The sequence below is a fragment of the Pseudoxanthomonas sp. GM95 genome (assembly GCF_900109775.1).
In the GTDB taxonomy this organism is placed as follows: domain Bacteria; phylum Pseudomonadota; class Gammaproteobacteria; order Xanthomonadales; family Xanthomonadaceae; genus Pseudoxanthomonas_A.
Window position 1 is genome coordinate 92,751 of sequence record NZ_FOAX01000004.1, and the last position, 16,720, is coordinate 109,470.

Consider the following 16,720-nt stretch of genomic DNA (forward strand, 5'->3'; position numbering starts at 1 on the left):
CCTCCTTACATTATCGGCGGCGGGCCGCCCGGGCCGCGCCGTTGCTGGCGGTTGGCACTGGCGGCGGCGCTGGCGGCCTGGGTGGCGGAAGTGACTTCGCCCACGACGACGCGCTCGCCTTCGCGCAGGCCACTTTTCACTTCGGCATTGGCGTTGTTGTTGAGGCCGATCACCACCTTGCGCGGCTGCGGGCGGCCGTCGGCGCCGACCACCTGCACCAGGTAGCCGCCGTCGCGACCCTTGTCGCCCAGCGCCGCCGAAGGAATCAGCAGCACGTCGCTGGCCTTGCCCAGCACGATGCTCACCTGCGCGGTCATGTAGGTGCGCAAGGACCGGTCAGTGTTGGCCACGTCCAGCAGGCCGTTGTAGTAGATCGCCGTACTGGAAGTGGAGCTGGACGAGGACGACGAGCTGGACGAGGTGCTGTCCTCGCTGGTCACCGAATCCGGCGCCGGCGCGATATCGCGCAGCGAGGTCGCATAGCGCTTGTCGGCGTTGCCCAGGATGGTGAAGTACGCCGCCTGCCCTTCCTTGGCCTTGACCACGTCGGCTTCGGAGATGTCGGCATAGACGGTCATCGTGTCCAGGTTGCCCAGCATCACGATGGTCGGCGCGCTCTGGTTGGCGTTCACCGTCTGGCCCTGCTTGGACACCACTGCGACTACGGTGCCGTCGATGGGCGCGGTGATCTTGGTGTAGCCCAGGTTGGTCTGCGCAGTGGCGACGGTGGTTTCCTGCGAGGTGATGGTCGCGTCCAGCGCGGCGATCTGCGCCTTGGTCGATTCCAGCTGCGCACGCGCGGTGTCGTAGTCGGCCTGCGAAGTCGCCTGCGCGGCCAGCATCGTCTCCTGGCGCTTGAAGGCCAGTTCGTACTGGCGCAGGTTGGCGACCTGCACCTGGCGGTTGGCGCGGGCGTTCTTGAGCGAGGCCTGCGCACTTTCCAGCGTGTTGAGCTGGGTGCGCGAATCGATCTCGGCGATCAGGTCGCCGGCTTTGACCTCATCCCCCAGCTTGACCTTGAGCACCTCGATGCGGCCGGACACCTGCGCGCCGACGCTGACCAGCTGCGAGGGCTTGATGGTGCCGGTGGCTTCGACGGTCTGTTCGATATCGCCCTTGGTCACCGGCGAGGTCGCGAGCGTGGGCATCGGCGGCGGCTTCAGCAGCCACCAGCCCACCAGCGCCATTACGATCAACAGCAGGGCGCCCGCGAGCAGGCGTCCGCGGCGGGTTCGGGGAATCAGCTTCACGTCGGCAGCGCCTTGTGCATTGGGTCGACGCCAGCATGGAAACCCCGCCCCGCCGCGACAACGCACGGCCTGTACCGCTGCGTATCAGGTTCAGCCGGACATGTATCGTGATGTATCAGCAGCGCCTGGCGATACCTGCGGACAGGAACCGGCCGCGCGCGGCGCTCCGATACCATGGACACTTCCTTCCCATGAGCGAGCCCGCTTCCATGCACCGCCTGCTGGTGGTCGACGACGACGCCGACATCCGGACCCTGCTGGCCGAACAGCTGGGCCGCGCTGGCTACCAGGTCAGCACGGCCGAGGACGGCGTGGCCATGCGCAAGGTCCTGGAGCGCGAACACGTCGACCTGATCGTGCTGGACCTCAACCTGCCACGCGAGGACGGTCTCACCCTGTGCCGCGACCTGCGCGCCAGATCGACCACGCCGGTGATCATGCTGACCGCGCGCGCCGAGCCGATCGACCGCGTGCTCGGCTTGGAAATGGGCGCCGACGATTATCTGGCCAAGCCGTTCGAGCCGCGCGAGCTGCTGGCGCGCGTGCGCAACGTGCTGCGCCGGACAGAAGCGCTGCCGGCCAACCTGGAGCCGCTGTCGGTGCGGCGCGCGCGCTTTTCCAACTGGATGCTGGATGTGGAGCATCGCCATTTGGTCGATCCCAACGGCCGCGTGGTGATGCTGTCCGGCGCCGAGTTCCGGCTGCTGCGCGTGTTCGTCGGCCACGCCAACAAGGTGCTGACGCGCGAACAGCTGGTCACGCTGAGCAGCGGCCGCGCGCACGAGCCGGAAGGCCGCGCGATCGACCTGGCCATCAGCCGCCTGCGCAGCAAGCTGGGCGAGGAAGGCGGAAACGGCCTGATCAAGACCGTGCGCAACGAGGGCTATGTGCTGGCCACCACGGTGGCGCTGGAATGAAGTCTTTCACGCAGGGCATCGTGCGATGAAGCGCCTGCGCGGCTTCTTCGGCTCGCTGGCGGGACGGCTGTTCCTGATCCTTGTGCTGGGCATGTCGGCGGCGGCGATCGGCGCGACCCTGATCGCCAATGCGCGGCGCACGCAGGACTTCGACCGCCAGCTCACCGAGCGCACCGCCGAGCGCGTGCAGGGCTATGTCGAGCTGCTGGACGGCAGCGAGGGCGACCTTCGTCGCAACCTGCTACGCGTGGGCGGCCCCAGCATGCGCCTGCTCGATACGACGCCGGAGAGCCGCGTCGACGATCCGGCGTTCGCCGCGCTGCTGCAAGCGCGCGGCGGCGTGCTGGCCGGCGCCAGCAGTGCACAGGTCTCGCGCCGGTTGTGCATGCCGGATTTCCCGCGCATCCCCGGGCTGTCGCGCGGCGGGCGCGGCAACAGCAATGGCGACCGCGATGACGATGCGCGCGACACCGGCAGTCCCGGCGATCGCGGTGGCTTCGTGCGGCCCTCGTGCCGGCTGGTCACGCTGCAGCTCAGTGATGGCACGCCACTGCGCCTGGCGGTGGACACGCCGCCGCTGATCCGCGATTCGGCGCTGGCCTTCGACCCGGTGTTCCTGGGCCTGTTGGCGCTGGCAATCGTGGCCCTGTCCTATTTCGCCGCGCGCATGGCCAGCGCACCGGTGCGACGCCTCGGCCAGGCCGCGGCCGAACTTGGCCAGGACCTGCAGCGCCCGCCGATGGCGCTCACCGGCTCGTCCGAAGTGCAGCGCGCGGCCAGCCGCTTCAATGCGATGCAAGCACGCCTGCAGCGCCACCTGGCCGAGCGCACCCACATGCTCGCCGCGATCACCCACGACCTGCAGACGCCGCTCACGCGCCTGCGCCTGCGCCTGGAGAACGTCGACGAGCCCGCCCTGCGCGACAAGCTCATCGGCGACCTGGCCGCGATGCAGGCGCTGATCCGCGAGGGTCTGGAACTGGCGCGCAGCGCCGAGAGTGCGGAGGAAGCCGCGCCGCTGGATATGGATTCGCTGCTGGAAAGTCTCGTGGAAGACGCGGTCGACGCCGGCGATGACGCGACGTTCGAGCATCGCTGCGATGCCACGCTGACCCTGCGCCCGCTGGCGATGCGGCGCCTGTTCTCCAACCTGATCGACAACGCGCTCAAGTACGGCCACAGCGCGCACGTGGCTGCACACGCCGATGCGCACGCAGTCACCGTTACCGTGCGCGACCGCGGCCCCGGCCTGCGCGAGGACGAACGCGAGACCGTGTTCGATCCCTTCGTGCGCCTGGAAACCTCGCGCTCGCGCGAAACCGGCGGCGCCGGCCTGGGTCTTACCATCGCCCGCGCGCTTGCAGAGAAGGACGGCGCCACGCTGACCCTGCACGAAGCCCCCGGCGGCGGACTGGAAGCGCGTGTGGTGTTCCAGCGCGCACCGTAATCTCGCGCGAGAAAAATCAGCGCAGCAGTGTCGGATCCAGCATGACGTGCGTGATCTGCCGGCGTTTCCAGGTGTAGCTGATGTGCACCTGGCCGTCGCGGGTCTGGATGACGGCGGGATAGGAGAACTCCTGGCCAGGCTCGTCTTCCAGGGTCAGCACGCGGCGCCAGTGTTCGCCGTCGTCCGAGAGCGCCACGGCGAGCACGCCGCGGCCGTCCCACCAGTCCTTGCCGCTCGGCGTCGGGTTGTAGACCAGCAGCGAACGTCCGTCGGCCAACTGCACCGCATCGATTCCGGAATTGGGGTTCTCCAGTGCCAACAGCGTTGGCGTGGACCAGTGCTCGCCACGATCACTGGACCAGCTGCTGGCGACGCGGTTCTGCTGGGTGCGCGCCAAGGCCTGCACGCGGCCATCGGCGTGCACCAGCAGCGAAGGCTGGATTGCGCCGAGCTGCTTGGGATCATTGAGCGCGTCGGTACGCTGCCAGTGCGCGCCGTCGTCGTCCGACCATTCCATGTGCATGCGCCAGCCGGCGTCTTCGGTACTCGATGGGCTGAGGATGCGGCCGCTGGAGAGTTGCACGGGCTTGTTCTTGATCGCACCCAGCGCGCCCTCGGGTAGACGTCGCGGCGCGCTCCAGTGGCGGCCGTCATCCATCGAGGACGCCATCAGGCCCCACCATTGCCGCGGGTTGGGGCCGAGCTTGTAGTAGAGCTGCAGCGCGCCGTCCGCGGGCTGGAACAGCACCGGATTCCACGCCGGCACCGCATGGCCATTCGCATCGACACCACTGGCGATGCGTTGCGCGGGCGCCCAGGTCTTGCCTTCGCGTCGCGCCAACCAGATGCCGACATCGTTGGCGCCTTCGTGATCGCCGCCGAACCAGGCCAGCAGCAACGTGCCATCGCGCGTCTCGACCAGCGTGGAGGCGTGGCATTGCGGCGTCGGGCACGCGACCTGTTCGCGCGCCACGATCGGCGTCGGTGTGGCCGCCCATGCCGGCACTGAAAAGCACAGCCCCGCCAGCGCCATTCCCAGCGCGCGATGCGAGAAAAATCTATTTGTGATCACTTGAATACCTAACCAGAACCATTTAGAAGTAACGCTCTTGATTGAAGGAGCTTCCATGTCGCGCCCCACTCCCTTGCGCTTGGCGCTGTCGCTGCTGTGCGCGTTGGTCGCGCCGCTGGCCTGCGCCAACGACAACTTTTCCGACGTCAAACCCGCGCCGCAGCAGCTGGCCTGGCAGGACCTGGAATTCGGCGTGATCGTTCACTTCGGCACCAACACGTTCCTGGATCGCGAATGGGGCGACGGCACGGCGAGTCCGTCGGTGTTCAAGCCCGATCGCGTGGACCCGGCGCAGTGGGCGCGCGCAGTCAAGGCGGCGGGCGCCAAGTACATGATCCTGGTGGCCAAGCACCACGATGGCTTTGCGCTGTGGCCAACCGACCAGAGCGATTACTCGGTCAAGGCCAGCCCGTGGCTGGACGGCAAGGGCGACCTGGTGCGCATGACCAGCGATGCGGCGCGCGATGCGGGCCTGGGCTTCGGCGTGTACCTGTCGCCGTGGGATCGCCATGAGCCCAAGTACGCCGACCCGAAGGCCTACGACAAGTTCTACGCCGCGCAGCTGGTGGATCTGTCGCTGCACTACGGTCGGCTGACCGAATGGTGGCTGGATGGCGCTGGTAGTGCCGGCCATGTCTACGACTTCGACAAGTATCTGGAAGAGCTGCGCACCTACCAGCCCAACGCGATGGTGTTCGCCGATACGGCGCTGTTCAAATACGGCGACATCCGCTGGGTTGGCAACGAGGCCGGCGCGGTGCAGGGCGAAAACTGGAACGTCATCGATCGCCACGGCGACCTGCGCTGGCGGCCAGTGGAAGTGGATACGCCACTGCACGAGCTGCAGTGGTTCTGGCATCCCAACAGCGACACCACACTGAAGTCGGTCGACAAGCTGGTGCAGATCTGGGAAGAGAGCGTGGGCCGCGGCGGCCAGCTGGTGCTGGGCATCGCGCCGGATACGCATGGCCTGCTGCCGCAGGCCGACGTCACGCGATTGAAGGAACTCGGCGAGGCGCTGCAGGCGCGCTATGGCGCCGTCCATAACCTTGCCTTGCACCAAGCGGGCGGCGAGGCGTTCAAGGCGGCCGACGGCGATCGCAGCACGTTCTGGTCGGCGCCCGATCCGCACCACGCCACGCTGGAACTGAACTTCAAGCAGCCGATCACCTTCGACCGCAGCCTGACGATGGAATGGCTCAACGCCGGCCAGCACGTGCAGCAGTACGCGATCGAAGTGTGGCGCAAAGACCACTGGGAAGCCGTGGCGCAAGCCCAGGCGATTGGCCACATGAAGATCGACACCTTCCCCGCCGTCACTGCCTCGCGCGTGCGCCTGAACATCCAGTCCAGCGTGGACACCGCGCGCATCCGCGAGTTCCAGCTGTTCAACGTGGACACGCCGGTCGCGCGTTGACTCGACGGCCGGCGGATTCATCGTCCGCCGGCCAGGGCGATGTCGAGCTGCTGCCAACGCGCGTGGGCAGGCACACGCAAGCGCAGCAGGCCGTTGCGATAGACCGCGTGTGTCTTGTCGAGTGGCTTGCCCTCCAGCGTGACCGCATGCGGCGCCTCCGGCAGCGCCAGCACCACGCTCGCCGCATCGTCGGCGCCGCGCCCTTCGATGCCATCGAGCGCAAAGCGCAGGTGGTCGTTCGCGCGTTCCAATGCGGTGGTGCGGCCACCGGCGGCGAGCAGGCGCGGACTCGCATCGTGCGTTGCATCGAGATCGAGCAGCAGGCGATGGTCGCCCGGCTGCAGCACCACGCGCTGCAGTTCCGGCAGGTCGGATTGCAGCAGGTCGAGATAACGGCCGTTCAACACCGTCGGCGCGATGGCGTCTTCCTGCGGGACCTGCAAGCCGGCTGCGATGACGTACGGTCCGCGCTGCATCACCAGTGCCGAGGCGGTCTGCCACGGAAGCGCGATACGCGCGGCCGCTTGCTGGACGAATGTACGCAAGCGATCCGCCCCATCCGACGCATGGCTCAACGCCACAGGCGTTGCCCGCAGCCAGCCCACGACACCGCGCCCCACCGGCGCCAGCGTGCCGGCCTCTGGCGTTACCCCGAGTGCTTCGAACAACGCGTCGTGCACTGCATCGCCCAGCGTCGCTGCGTCATCCACGCGCAGCAGCGCGCCACCGGTGCGAACCCAGTCGGCAAGCCGCGCTGCGGTCTTCGCCTCCAGCGCGCCCTGCCCTTGCTGGCTCCACAGCAGCACGCGCTGCTGCGCCAAAGTATCGGCATGTTGCGCAAGCTGCTCCACCGACACCGGCTGCACCGGCATGCCGTGCAGCAGCAGCGGCAATGCAAGCCCATGCACTTCGCCCAGCAAGGGATCGGACGTGGCCGGCGCGGCGCGCTGGGCCATCAGGCCGTCGCTCGTCAGCACGCCAAGGCCGCGCGTGCCGGCGACCTGCCACTGGCCCGTGCCCGGCATCGCGTCGAGCGCATGGAACACGGTCTGCAGCACGCGCTGATAGGCGGCCGGGATTGCATGGCGTCCGCCGTGTTCGTCCGGATAGGTCGCGGTGAGATCGAAGATGCGGTTGGGCCACGGCAGCACTTCGAAGCCGGCATTGCCCGGCCACATCAGCGAGGCCACCAGCGTGGCCTGCCAGTTGTCACGATAGTCGCGCCAGATGTGGGCGGGATTGTCCTCTACCGGATCGGCCAGCCACCACGCCGGCACGTCCAGCGTGCGCGCGAGGTCATGCAGCGCGCCGAATTCAAGGAAGGCGGTGGCGAACGGCCGCTCGCCCTGCACGCCGCGATAGGTGTTGGGTGCTCGCGCGGTGCCCGTCCACACCTGGCCGACCACGCCATCCACGCCCGCATCGACGAACGCATGTTGCGGCGACACGATCCGCCACTGCGCGTAATTGAGCAGCGAGTGCGTGGCGACATTGCAGGCCACCGCGCGGCCATGCGCCTGGCCCCAGGCGTGCACCTGCGCGCAGGCCTGGGCCACGGCATCGCGATACAGCGCGACCTTCAACTGCGACGCGTGCGCCTGCGCCGGCAGCGACGCGTCGGGCGGCTGCCACGGCGTGCCGAAGTGCGTAAGCCAGGCCTGCTTGAATGCAGGCGACCAGCCGGCGTCGGCCCAGAACTCGGGTTCTTCCAGATAGACCGATTCGGCGCCCGCTTCCAACGCCTCACGCACGCCATCGGCGAGGAAGGCGACATAACGCGGCGTCGGCACGAAGTACGGCACCTGCGGGCCGTCATGCAGCAGCGCGCGGCCGCCGGCGGCCTGCTGGGTTTCATCGCCCAGCGCATCACCGGCCTGGGCGAGATAGCGCGGATAGCGGCCCCACGCCAGCGCGGTCATGACGCCGACGCGATAGCCGTGCGCGCGCCAGTCGGCGATGCGCGCGGGCAGCGTGCTGTCCAGCCCGTAGGCCAGCACGGTATCGGCCGGCACGTTGACCCGCGGCGACCAGCCCTGGTCGGTCTGGAACATCAGCTTCGGTGGTGCCTGTGCGTTGACCGCCGATGACAGCGCCAGTAGCACCGCGCTGATGAGCGCCTTCAAGGTGCTGCCCCCGGCGTGATCCAGATCGGATCGCGCACGCCTTGCACGCGTGGCGACGCCACATCGTCCAGATCGAACACAACAACACGGTTGTCACCGCGACGCTGCCACGCGCCCGGCCAGTACAGCGCACGCGCCGGACCCAGATCCCAATGCCGACCGAGATTGATGCGATCGGCCCAGACAAAGCCACGCCCGAACGCACGCAGGTCCAGGTAGGTATCGGCCGGCGTGTCGATGCGCAGCGTGCCGCGATGGAATGCCGGTCCCGCCACCGGCCCGCGCGTCCAGCCGCGCAACGTATCCGGCGTGGTCATCGGCAGCGGATACACCTGCCAGCCCTTCAATGGCGTTTGATCGAGCAGCACCGTGCCGAGCAGGCCCGCACGTCCATCGGCCAGATGCGGCCCGTAGTTCACGCGTCCGCTGTTTTCCACCAGCACGTCGAGCGTGTGGGTGCCAGCTGACACGTCCAGCACGACCGAGACCTGCTTGAGGCGACGCTCTGCGCTGCCGGCAAGGCGCTGGTCGAGATAAACGCGCGCCGCATCATGCACGTCGCCCAGATACAGGTCGCCACGAAACGGCCCCTGCACCTGCGTGCGATACAGGATGTAGCCGGTGGCCTGGCCGTAATGCTCCATCGGCAGCGGATCGTCGCTGGCGATTGGCGTCGGCAGGTTGTCCCATAGCGAAGTGGATTCGGCCAGCGTCACCGGCGCGATCACTTGCAACAGCGCCTGCTTGGGCAACGCAGGCGGCGTGACGCCGGTGGCCTTGGCGATCACGTCGCGGAACAACGCGAACTTCGCCGTCGGCCGGCCGGCTTCGTCGAGCACTGCGTCGTAGTCGTAGCCGGTGGTGTCCGGCGCGTAGTGGTCGGACGGATTGCCCTGGAAGTTCGCGCCATTCATGAAGCCGAAACTGGTGCCGCCGGTGAACATGTAAAGATTCACCGAGATGCCCTGCCCCAGCATCCACGCCAGCTCGTCGGCCTGCTGCTGCGCATCGGTGTGCGCATGCGGCTCGCCCCAGTGATCGAACCAGCCGGCCCAGTATTCGCCGGCCATGCGCGGCTGGCCGGGACGGAACTTGGCCAGCTTGTCGAACGCGCTACGCGCCTCGCCGGGGGCGAAGTTCACCACCGCCAGCGTGTCCGGCAGCGTGCCGTTGGCCAGCATGTCGGCGCCATCGGCGGTGAACAGCAGCGTGGCGTCCAGGCCGGCGTGCACCAGCGCGGCGCGCGCGGCCTGCATGTAGGCGTGGTCGTTGTCGTAGGAGCCGTATTCGTTCTCGACCTGCACCGCGATGATCGGCCCGCCATGGCCGTTGAGCAGCGGCTTGACCTGCGCACCGACGGCATCTAGATAGCGCTGCGCCGCGGCCAGATAGCGCGGATCGCGCGAGCGCACCTTCACCGCGGGATCGGCGAACAGCCACCCCGGATAACCGCCGGCTTCCCACTCGGCGCAGGCATACGGGCCCACGCGCAGGATCACGCTGAGCCCTTGCGCCGCGGCCGCGCGCACGAACGCGGCCACGTCGTTGTTGCCGGTGAAGTCGAACTGCCCCGGCTGCGGCTCCACCGCATTCCAGAACACGTAGGTCTCCACCGTGTTGAGGCCCAAAGCGCGCGCCTTGCGCAGGCGGTCGTCCCAGTCCGCGCGGGCAATGCGCTGGAAGTGCAGCGCGCCAGAGATCACCTGGTACGGCTGGCCATCGCGGGCGAAATGATCGCCCTGCGGGGTCAAGCGTGGCCACGCCTGTTCGGCGGCGAACGCGCTGCCGGACCAAGCTGACGCGATCAGCGCCAGTCCCAGCAAGCCAAAGACCAATCGCGCTCCGAGGCCCTGCAGCACACGGCCCATCAGGCGAACGACGGTGGCAGGTCGTCCGCGCCGGCGCCGAAGGCAACGTTCGGCGACGGCCCCATCACGAATTCCAGCGTGCCGCCGGCGGCGATGTCCGCATGCTTCAACCAGCTACGCGTGGTCGGCACGCCGTTCCAGGTCAGCGACTGCACGTAGACGTTGCGGTCGCTGTTGCGCTTGGCGACCACGCGCAGCGTGCGGCCCTGGCCGACCTCCAGCGTGACCTCGTCGAACAGCGGGCTGCCGATCACGTAGTTGCCGCTGACCGGATCGACCGGATAGAAGCCGATCGCGCCCAGCACGAACCACGCGCTCATCTGCCCGCAGTCCTCGTTGCCGGACAGGCCGTTGCGCGCATCGTGGTACTGCTGGCGCAACAGGCGGCGCACCATCTGCTGGGTCTTGTACGGCTGGCCGCCGTATGCATAGAGGTAGGCCACGTGATGGCTGGGCTCGTTGCCGTGCGCGTACTGGCCGACCATGCCATCGATATCCGGCGGCGCATCGGCCGGCAGCTCGGAACTGGTCGAGAACAGTTCGTCCAGTTTGGCGATGAAGGCCTCGCGCCCACCGAACAGCTCCATGTAGCCGTAGATGTCGTGTTGGTTGAGGAAGGTCGCCTGCCAGGCGTTGGACTCGGTGAAGTCGCGCCATTGCTTGGAATGGCCCATCGCGCGCGGATCGAACGGCGTGATCCAGCCGCCGGCTTCATCGCGCGGCCGCATGAAGCCGCTGTCGCGATTGAACAGGTTGCGATAGTTGCGCGAGCGCGCCTGCAGCGCCTTCGCCTCGTCCGTCTTGCCGGCGGCGCGCGCCAGCTCGGCCGCGGCCCAGTCGTCGTAGGCGTATTCCAGCGTGCGGCTGACCGCTTCATCGACCTTGTCGCTGGGGATGTAGCCGAGCTTGCGGTAATACGGCAGGCCGTGGAAATCGTCTTCCATCAGGCGCTTGCGATACGGTTCCCAGGCCGCGTCGAAATCGATCCCGCCGAAGCCCTTGGCGTGCGCCTCGGCCAGCACCACCGCCGAGTGATAGCCGCTCATGCAGCCGGTCTCCACGCCCTGCAGCGGCCAGATCGCCACTCCGTCCGGGCACTGCGCGTTGCCGCGCACCAGGCATTGCATCAGGTCGGGCACGCGCTCGGGCTGGACCAGCGTCATCAGCGGATGCGCGGCGCGATAGGTGTCCCACAGCGAGTAGGTGCTGTAATTGTTGTGGCCGGCCGGCAGCGTGTGGACCTTGAGGTCCATGCCGCGATACCGGCCGTCCACGTCACTGAACAACGTGGGCGCGACCATCGTGTGATACAGCGCGGTGTAGAAGATGCGCTGCTGCGCGTCGTCGCCGCCCTTGACCCTTACGCGGCCCAGTTCCTTCTCCCATTCGGCCACTGCGGCGGCATGCACGCGCGGGAAATCGAAATCGTCCAGCTCCGCATCCAGGTTGGCCAGCGCGTTCTCGGCGCTCACCGCCGAGATGCCCACCTTGACCAGCAGCGGCGCATGGCCGGCGTCGGGATACTGCAGCGCCACCTGCAGGCGCTCGCCGTGCGCATCCTGCGCTTCCGCACCCAGCGGCAAGCCCTCGGCGAACAGCTCGGCGCGCTGGAACGGCCGCGACAGGCGCATGGCGAAAAACACATAGCGGCCAGCCGCCCACTCGTGCACGCGACGGCCGCCGGTGATGGTCTGCGGATCCACCACGCGCACCTGCGCATCGCTCACGCGCGAGGCGGTGTGCGGGTTGTCCTGCATCGCATGGAACAGGTCCAGCAGCAGGTGCCCGCGCGCGCCCTTGGGGAAGGTGTAGCGATGCAGGCCCGCGCGATGGGTCGCGGTGAGTTCGGCCTGGATGCCGGTCTCCTTCAGCTTGACCCGGTAATAGCCCGGCGATGCGGCTTCGTCGGCATGGTCGTAGCGCTGGCGATAGCCGGCATCGGGATCGTCCAGCGGGCCCGGCACGAGTTGCACCTTGCCAGTGGAGGGCATCACCAGGAAATCGAGCATGTCGCCGATGCCGGTGCCGGACAGGTGCGTGTGCGAGAAGCCCATGATCGAGCCATCGGACTCGTGGTAGCCGCCGCAGGAATCCCACACCGCGTTGTAGGTATCCGGACTCAGCTGGACCATGCCGAACGGCAATGTCGCGCCCGGGAACGTGTGGCCGTGTCCGCCGGTGCCGATGAACACATCCACGTGCTTGGTCAGCTTCGGCTTGGCATGTGCGTCCAGCGGCAGCGCATAGCGCCCGGCGCGCGCCTGGGCCAGCCGTGGCAGGCCGGCACTGCTGGCCAGGGACAGGGCGATGGCGCCTTGCAGGAAGCTGCGTCGTGTTGCCATGGGGTTCTCCTTGATGCGGGTGCGGTGGCGCGCCGGTGTGTGGAAAGAAGCTTGGAATGCGGGAGCCACTTCAGCGGCGATGGGGCTCGACCGGTGAAGCCCCATCGCTGTTGAAGCAGCTCCTACGAGATCTGGATCAGCGCAGCAGCTGCGGCTTGCGTGCGGCCAGGTCGAGGATCAGTTCGCCGAACAAGGTGTTGGCCCAGGCAAACCAATCGCGGGTGAAGCTGGACGGATCGTCCTGGTTGAACGCCTCGTGCATGAAGCCGGTGCCGGCGTGCGTGGTCTTGAGCCACTGCAGGCACTGGCGGATCTGCGCGTCGTCGTCGCTGGTCATCGCGTACTGCACGATCGCCATCGGCCAGATCGTGCCCATCCCGGTGTGCGGACTGCCGACGCCCGAGGCCGCGCGGCCCGCGCAGAAGTACGGATTGCGCGGGCTCCACGCCAGATCGCGCGTGCGCCGGAACACCGGGTCCTCGCGATCGCAGCAGTCCAGGTAGGCCAGGCTCAGCAGGCCCGGCGCGTTGGCGTCATCAATGAACAGTTGGTTGCCGAAGCCATCGACCTCGAACGCCCAGAACGCCTGCCCATCGGCATCGCGCATCTGGCCGAACTGGCGCGTCGCTGCTTCGACCTGATCGCCCAGCGCGGTGCATTCGCCCGCGAAGTCCGCGTCGTGATGGATCGCCGCGCTCATCGCCGCCAGCTGGCGTAGCGACGTCACCGCGAACAGGTTGGCCGGCACGAACAGCGGATACACGCACGCATCGTCCGAGGGCCGGAACATCGAATGGATCATGCCGTTGGGCCTGGTCGGCTGGCCGTAGCCCTCCAGCACCAAGGTCTCGGTCGCCAGTGGCGAAGGCCGCTGGAAGGTGTACGGGCCGCGGTCGTGCAGGCGCTGCTGTTCGCGGAAGGTCTTGACCACCGTGTGCATCGCAGCGCGCCAGTCGTCATCGAACGGCGCGGTGTCGCCGCTGGCTTTCCAGTAGCCGTGTGCCAGGCGGATCGGATAGCACAGCGAGTCGATTTCCCACTTGCGCTCGCCAACGCCGGGTTTCATCTCGGTGATGTCGTTGAGCGACCATTTCAGGCGTTGGCTGGTGCCATCGGGCAGGAAGGCATTGGCATACGGATCGAGCCGGATGCACGCGGCCTGGCGACGGATCAGGCCGTGCACCATGCGCCGCAGCGCAGCGTCTTCGCGCAACAGCGGCAGGTAAGGCTGCACCTGCGCGGAGGAATCGCGCAGCCACAGCGCGTGGATGTCGCCGGTGATGACGAACGTATCCGGCTTGCCGTCGCGCGTGCCGGCTTCGATCGTAGTGTCCAGCGTATTGGGATAGCAGTTCTCGAACAGCCAGGCCAGTTCGGGATCGGCGATCTGCGCCTTGGTCTTGCGCAGCTGGCGCTCGACCGCCTGGCTGGTGAAGTTGCGCTGGGCCACCGGCGGGCGATGGCTGGTGAACGCCGTGGCAGAGCTGGAGGCCGCCATCGCCGGCAGCGCGCTGGCGAGCAGGCCTGCGCTGGCGCCTGCGCCAAGCAGATGGAGGACGTCGCGACGGGTAGGCATGGCGAAAACTCCTGGTGTCTGGTTGAACCGCACAAGGCGGCGAGGCGCACGTCGTCGCGATCACGCCGACGTGCCGAGGCAACTCATTTGGGCAAGGGCGCGCGGCCAGTAATGGTGAAGCGCGCTTCTGCACCCGGTGCATCGGTGCCGGGCTGACCACCGCCGACGAACACGCTGTACGCACCGGCTTCGACCGCGCGCGTGCCATCGCGCGCGACCGTGCTCAGGGCGCGCGGATCGAGCGTGAACTCCAGCGTGCGCGCCTGGCCCGGCTGCAGCGTGACGCGCTGGTAGCCGACCAGGCTGCGAAGCGGCGTGCCATCACCCGTCGGTGGCAGCAGGTAGACCTGCGCGACTTCATCGCCTGCGCGTGCACCGGTATTGCGCACCGTGACGGTCACGCGCAGCGGCTGTCCGGCGGCGAGCGTGGCCGCCGAGACGCTCGGCGCGTTGTAGCCGAACTGCGTGTAGCTGAGGCCATAGCCGAACGGATACAGCGGCGTGCCGGTGAAGTAGCGATAGGTGCGGCCCTTCATGTCGTAGCTGATGTACGGCGGCAGATCGCGCGTGGTGCGGTAGAACGTCACCGGCAGGCGCCCGCCCGGGCTGACATCGCCGGCCAGCGCCTGGGCGAGCGCAGTGCCCCCGGACTGGCCCGGATACCACGCCGCGATCACCGCATCGGCATGCTGCTTGGCCCAGTTGAGCGCGACCGCGCCGCCACTCATCAGGACCACCACCAAAGGTTTGCCGCTGGCCTTGGCGCGTTCCAGCAGCGCCTGCTGCGGCGCGGGCAGGTCCAGGCTGGTGCGATCGCCGCCGTCGAAGCCGGGCACGTCGATCTGCAGCTCTTCGCCTTCCACATCGGGCGAGAGCCCAACGAAGGCGACGACCGCATCGGATTGGGCGATGGCCGCATCGGCCTTGGCCAGCTGCGCATCGGCCGGGGCCAGCCATTCCAGGCGCAGGCCCTGGTCCTGGCCGCGGTGTTCGATTTCCAGACGAATATTGCGCGGGCGCGTGTCGTCGAAGTGCAGCACCGCCTCGACGTTGCGTCCATCGGCGTTGTGCACGCCCGCAGCCACGCGCTTGTCTTCGGCGTTGCCTGCAACCACCAACTGGTCGTCCACGTACAGCCGCACCGGATCGTGGCCACTGCAGTCGAAGCAGCGGGCCACGCGCACGGCCAGCGTGTAGTCGCCCTGGCCCGGCGGCAGCAGCTGTCCGGTCCAGCGCACCGAATAGCGCTGCGGGTCCACGCCCGGCGCCGGCGCTACGTGGTCCCAGTTGAAGCCGACCACGCGATCCTGGCGCACGGCACGCGGCTTGCCGGCCAGGTCGAGGTTGTCGAAGTACTCGCCCTTCAGGCCGGGCTGACCGTCGCTGCGCAGCGCGGTCTCGGGGATCGTGCTTGGTACGCCGAGCGCCAGTGCCGCGCCCTGCGCGTAGGCGATGTGCTCAGCACCGAAGCGCGCGCGCAGCCCGAGCAGTGGCGTCACGGGCAGCGAGGACGTGCCCTGGTAGTTGGCTTCCAGCGCGGCCAGCGCATCCGCATCGGGGCCGAGTACCGCCAGGCGCAGGCCGGGCTTGAACGGCAGCGTGTTCGCGTCGTTCTTCAGCAGCACCAGCGACTGCTGCGCGGCCTTGAGCGCCAGCGCGGCATGGGCGGCGCTGTCGATGTCCTTGGCACCCAGCTTGGCGTACGGGTCGCGCTTGGGCGGGTCCAGTTCGCCCAGCCGATAGCGCGCGGTGAATAGGCGCACCAATGCGTGATCTAGCGTGGCTTCGTCCGCATCGCCACGCGCGATCGCCTGCGCCAAGCCGGCGTTGGCATAGCCGCAGTTGAGATCGTGGCCGGCCTTCAGCGCGGCCGCAGCCGAGCCGGCGTTGTCCAACGCGAGGTGATGGAAGTGGGTCATGTCGTCGATCGCATCGCAATCGGACACCACGAAGCCTTTGAAGCCCCAGTCGCCGCGCAGGCGGCCGTTGAGCAGCCAGTCGGCCGCACACACCGGCGTGCCGTGCAGCGCGTTGTAGGCGCACATCACCGAAGCGGCGTGGCCATCGACCACCGCCGCGCGAAACGCCGGCGTGTAGCTGGCCTCGATGTCCTGCGGCGAAGGATCGGCATCGAACCCGTGCCGGCCCGGCTCCGGCCCGCTGTGGGCGATCATGTGCTTGGGCGTGCCGATGGTGCGCGGATGGTTCAGGTCATCGCCCTGCAGGCCGCGGATGAAGCCCATCGCCAGCGTGCCGCTGAGCACCGGGTCCTCGCCGTAAGTTTCCATGCCGCGGCCCCAGCGCGGATCGCGGAACAGGTTGATGTTGGGCGACCAGATGGTCAGGCCCTGGTAGCGCGTGTGGTCGTGGCCGGCGCCACCGGCGAGGTTGAACTTGGCGCGCGCCTCGGTGGAGACCACCGTGCCGACCTCTTCCAGCAGCGCGGGATTCCAGCTCGCGGCCAGGCCGATCGCCTGCGGGAACACCGTTGCAGTGCCGTTGCGGGCGATGCCATGCAGGCCTTCGCTCCACCAGTCGTAGGCCGGTACGCCCAGGCGCGGAATCGCCGGCGCCGCGCTCATGCTCTGCGCGACCTTTTCCTGCAGCGTCATTTTGGCCACCAGCGCGGTGGCCTTGTCCTGCGCCTGGTCGGCGCGGGCCGGGGCCATCGTCACCAACATCGCTGCCACCAAGGCGACGTAACCACC

At 68.2% G+C, this 16,720-nt stretch carries 10 protein-coding genes; 3 read left to right on the forward strand and 7 right to left on the reverse strand.

Annotation, left to right across the window (positions count from 1 at the left end; translation table 11 throughout):
* Positions 1–5: 5 nt before the first annotated feature.
* Positions 6–1,250, reverse strand: a complete 1,245-nt coding sequence (locus BMZ17_RS18385; RefSeq protein ID WP_093142780.1) for an efflux RND transporter periplasmic adaptor subunit — start codon at positions 1,248–1,250, stop codon at positions 6–8.
* Between the two features lie 209 nt (positions 1,251–1,459).
* Between BMZ17_RS18385 and BMZ17_RS18390 the strand changes: the two genes are divergently transcribed.
* Both BMZ17_RS18390 and BMZ17_RS18395 read left to right on the forward strand, forming a co-directional pair.
* The gene (locus tag BMZ17_RS18390; RefSeq protein ID WP_093143943.1) at positions 1,460–2,167 is read left to right on the forward strand and encodes a response regulator; all 708 of its coding nucleotides are present in this window, start codon (positions 1,460–1,462) and stop codon (positions 2,165–2,167) included.
* A gap of 25 nt (positions 2,168–2,192) precedes the next feature.
* Complete coding sequence (locus BMZ17_RS18395; protein WP_093142785.1) at positions 2,193–3,614, forward strand: ATP-binding protein; 1,422 nt, start codon at positions 2,193–2,195, stop codon at positions 3,612–3,614.
* A gap of 16 nt (positions 3,615–3,630) precedes the next feature.
* Here BMZ17_RS18395 and BMZ17_RS18400 read toward each other — a convergent pair whose 3' ends face one another.
* Positions 3,631–4,647 carry a sialidase family protein gene (locus BMZ17_RS18400; protein ID WP_093142790.1) on the reverse strand — a complete coding sequence of 339 codons (1,017 nt, stop codon included), beginning with the start codon at positions 4,645–4,647 and terminating at the stop codon, positions 3,631–3,633.
* Between the two features lie 94 nt (positions 4,648–4,741).
* Here BMZ17_RS18400 and BMZ17_RS18405 point away from each other — a divergent pair, with 94 nt between their 5' ends.
* On the forward strand, positions 4,742–6,103 hold the full coding sequence (locus BMZ17_RS18405) for an alpha-L-fucosidase (protein ID WP_093142795.1): 1,362 nt from the start codon (positions 4,742–4,744) through the stop codon (positions 6,101–6,103).
* Positions 6,104–6,120: 17 nt separating this feature from the next.
* Here the strand turns inward: BMZ17_RS18405 and BMZ17_RS18410 are convergent, their stop codons facing one another.
* The 5 genes from BMZ17_RS18410 to BMZ17_RS18430 form a co-directional block, all read right to left on the reverse strand.
* Entirely contained in the window at positions 6,121–8,226 is a 2,106-nt protein-coding gene (locus tag BMZ17_RS18410; RefSeq protein ID WP_093142799.1) for a hypothetical protein, read from the reverse strand.
* Complete coding sequence (locus tag BMZ17_RS18415; protein WP_093142804.1) at positions 8,223–10,094, reverse strand: glycoside hydrolase family 35 protein; 1,872 nt, start codon at positions 10,092–10,094, stop codon at positions 8,223–8,225. The genes BMZ17_RS18410 and BMZ17_RS18415 overlap by 4 nt, the downstream gene beginning before the upstream one ends.
* Positions 10,094–12,436, reverse strand: coding sequence for a GH92 family glycosyl hydrolase (locus BMZ17_RS18420; protein WP_093142809.1), 2,343 nt, complete (start codon positions 12,434–12,436; stop codon positions 10,094–10,096). The genes BMZ17_RS18415 and BMZ17_RS18420 overlap by 1 nt, the downstream gene beginning before the upstream one ends.
* Positions 12,437–12,572: 136 nt before the next feature.
* Positions 12,573–14,012: a glycoside hydrolase family 125 protein gene (locus BMZ17_RS18425; protein WP_093142814.1), complete on the reverse strand. Its 1,440-nt coding sequence runs from the start codon at positions 14,010–14,012 to the stop codon at positions 12,573–12,575.
* 83 nt (positions 14,013–14,095) lie between these two features.
* Positions 14,096–16,693, reverse strand: a complete 2,598-nt coding sequence (locus BMZ17_RS18430) for a glycoside hydrolase family 3 protein (RefSeq protein ID WP_093142819.1) — start codon at positions 16,691–16,693, stop codon at positions 14,096–14,098.
* Positions 16,694–16,720: the final 27 nt, after the last annotated feature.

What these genes read in the sequence shown, in the direction of transcription:
- BMZ17_RS18390 (WP_093143943.1), top strand. Translation starts at nt 1,460, where the DNA reads ATGCACCGCCTGCTGGTGGTCGACGACGACGCCGACATCCGGACCCTG.
- BMZ17_RS18395 (WP_093142785.1), top strand. Translation starts at nt 2,193, where the DNA reads ATGAAGCGCCTGCGCGGCTTCTTCGGCTCGCTGGCGGGACGGCTGTTC.
- BMZ17_RS18400 (WP_093142790.1), bottom strand. Translation starts at nt 4,647, where the DNA reads ATGGCGCTGGCGGGGCTGTGCTTTTCAGTGCCGGCATGGGCGGCCACA.
- BMZ17_RS18405 (WP_093142795.1), top strand. Translation starts at nt 4,742, where the DNA reads ATGTCGCGCCCCACTCCCTTGCGCTTGGCGCTGTCGCTGCTGTGCGCG.
- BMZ17_RS18415 (WP_093142804.1), bottom strand. Translation starts at nt 10,094, where the DNA reads ATGGGCCGTGTGCTGCAGGGCCTCGGAGCGCGATTGGTCTTTGGCTTG.
- BMZ17_RS18420 (WP_093142809.1), bottom strand. Translation starts at nt 12,436, where the DNA reads ATGGCAACACGACGCAGCTTCCTGCAAGGCGCCATCGCCCTGTCCCTG.
- BMZ17_RS18425 (WP_093142814.1), bottom strand. Translation starts at nt 14,012, where the DNA reads ATGCCTACCCGTCGCGACGTCCTCCATCTGCTTGGCGCAGGCGCCAGC.
- BMZ17_RS18430 (WP_093142819.1), bottom strand. Translation starts at nt 16,693, where the DNA reads ATGTTGGTGACGATGGCCCCGGCCCGCGCCGACCAGGCGCAGGACAAG.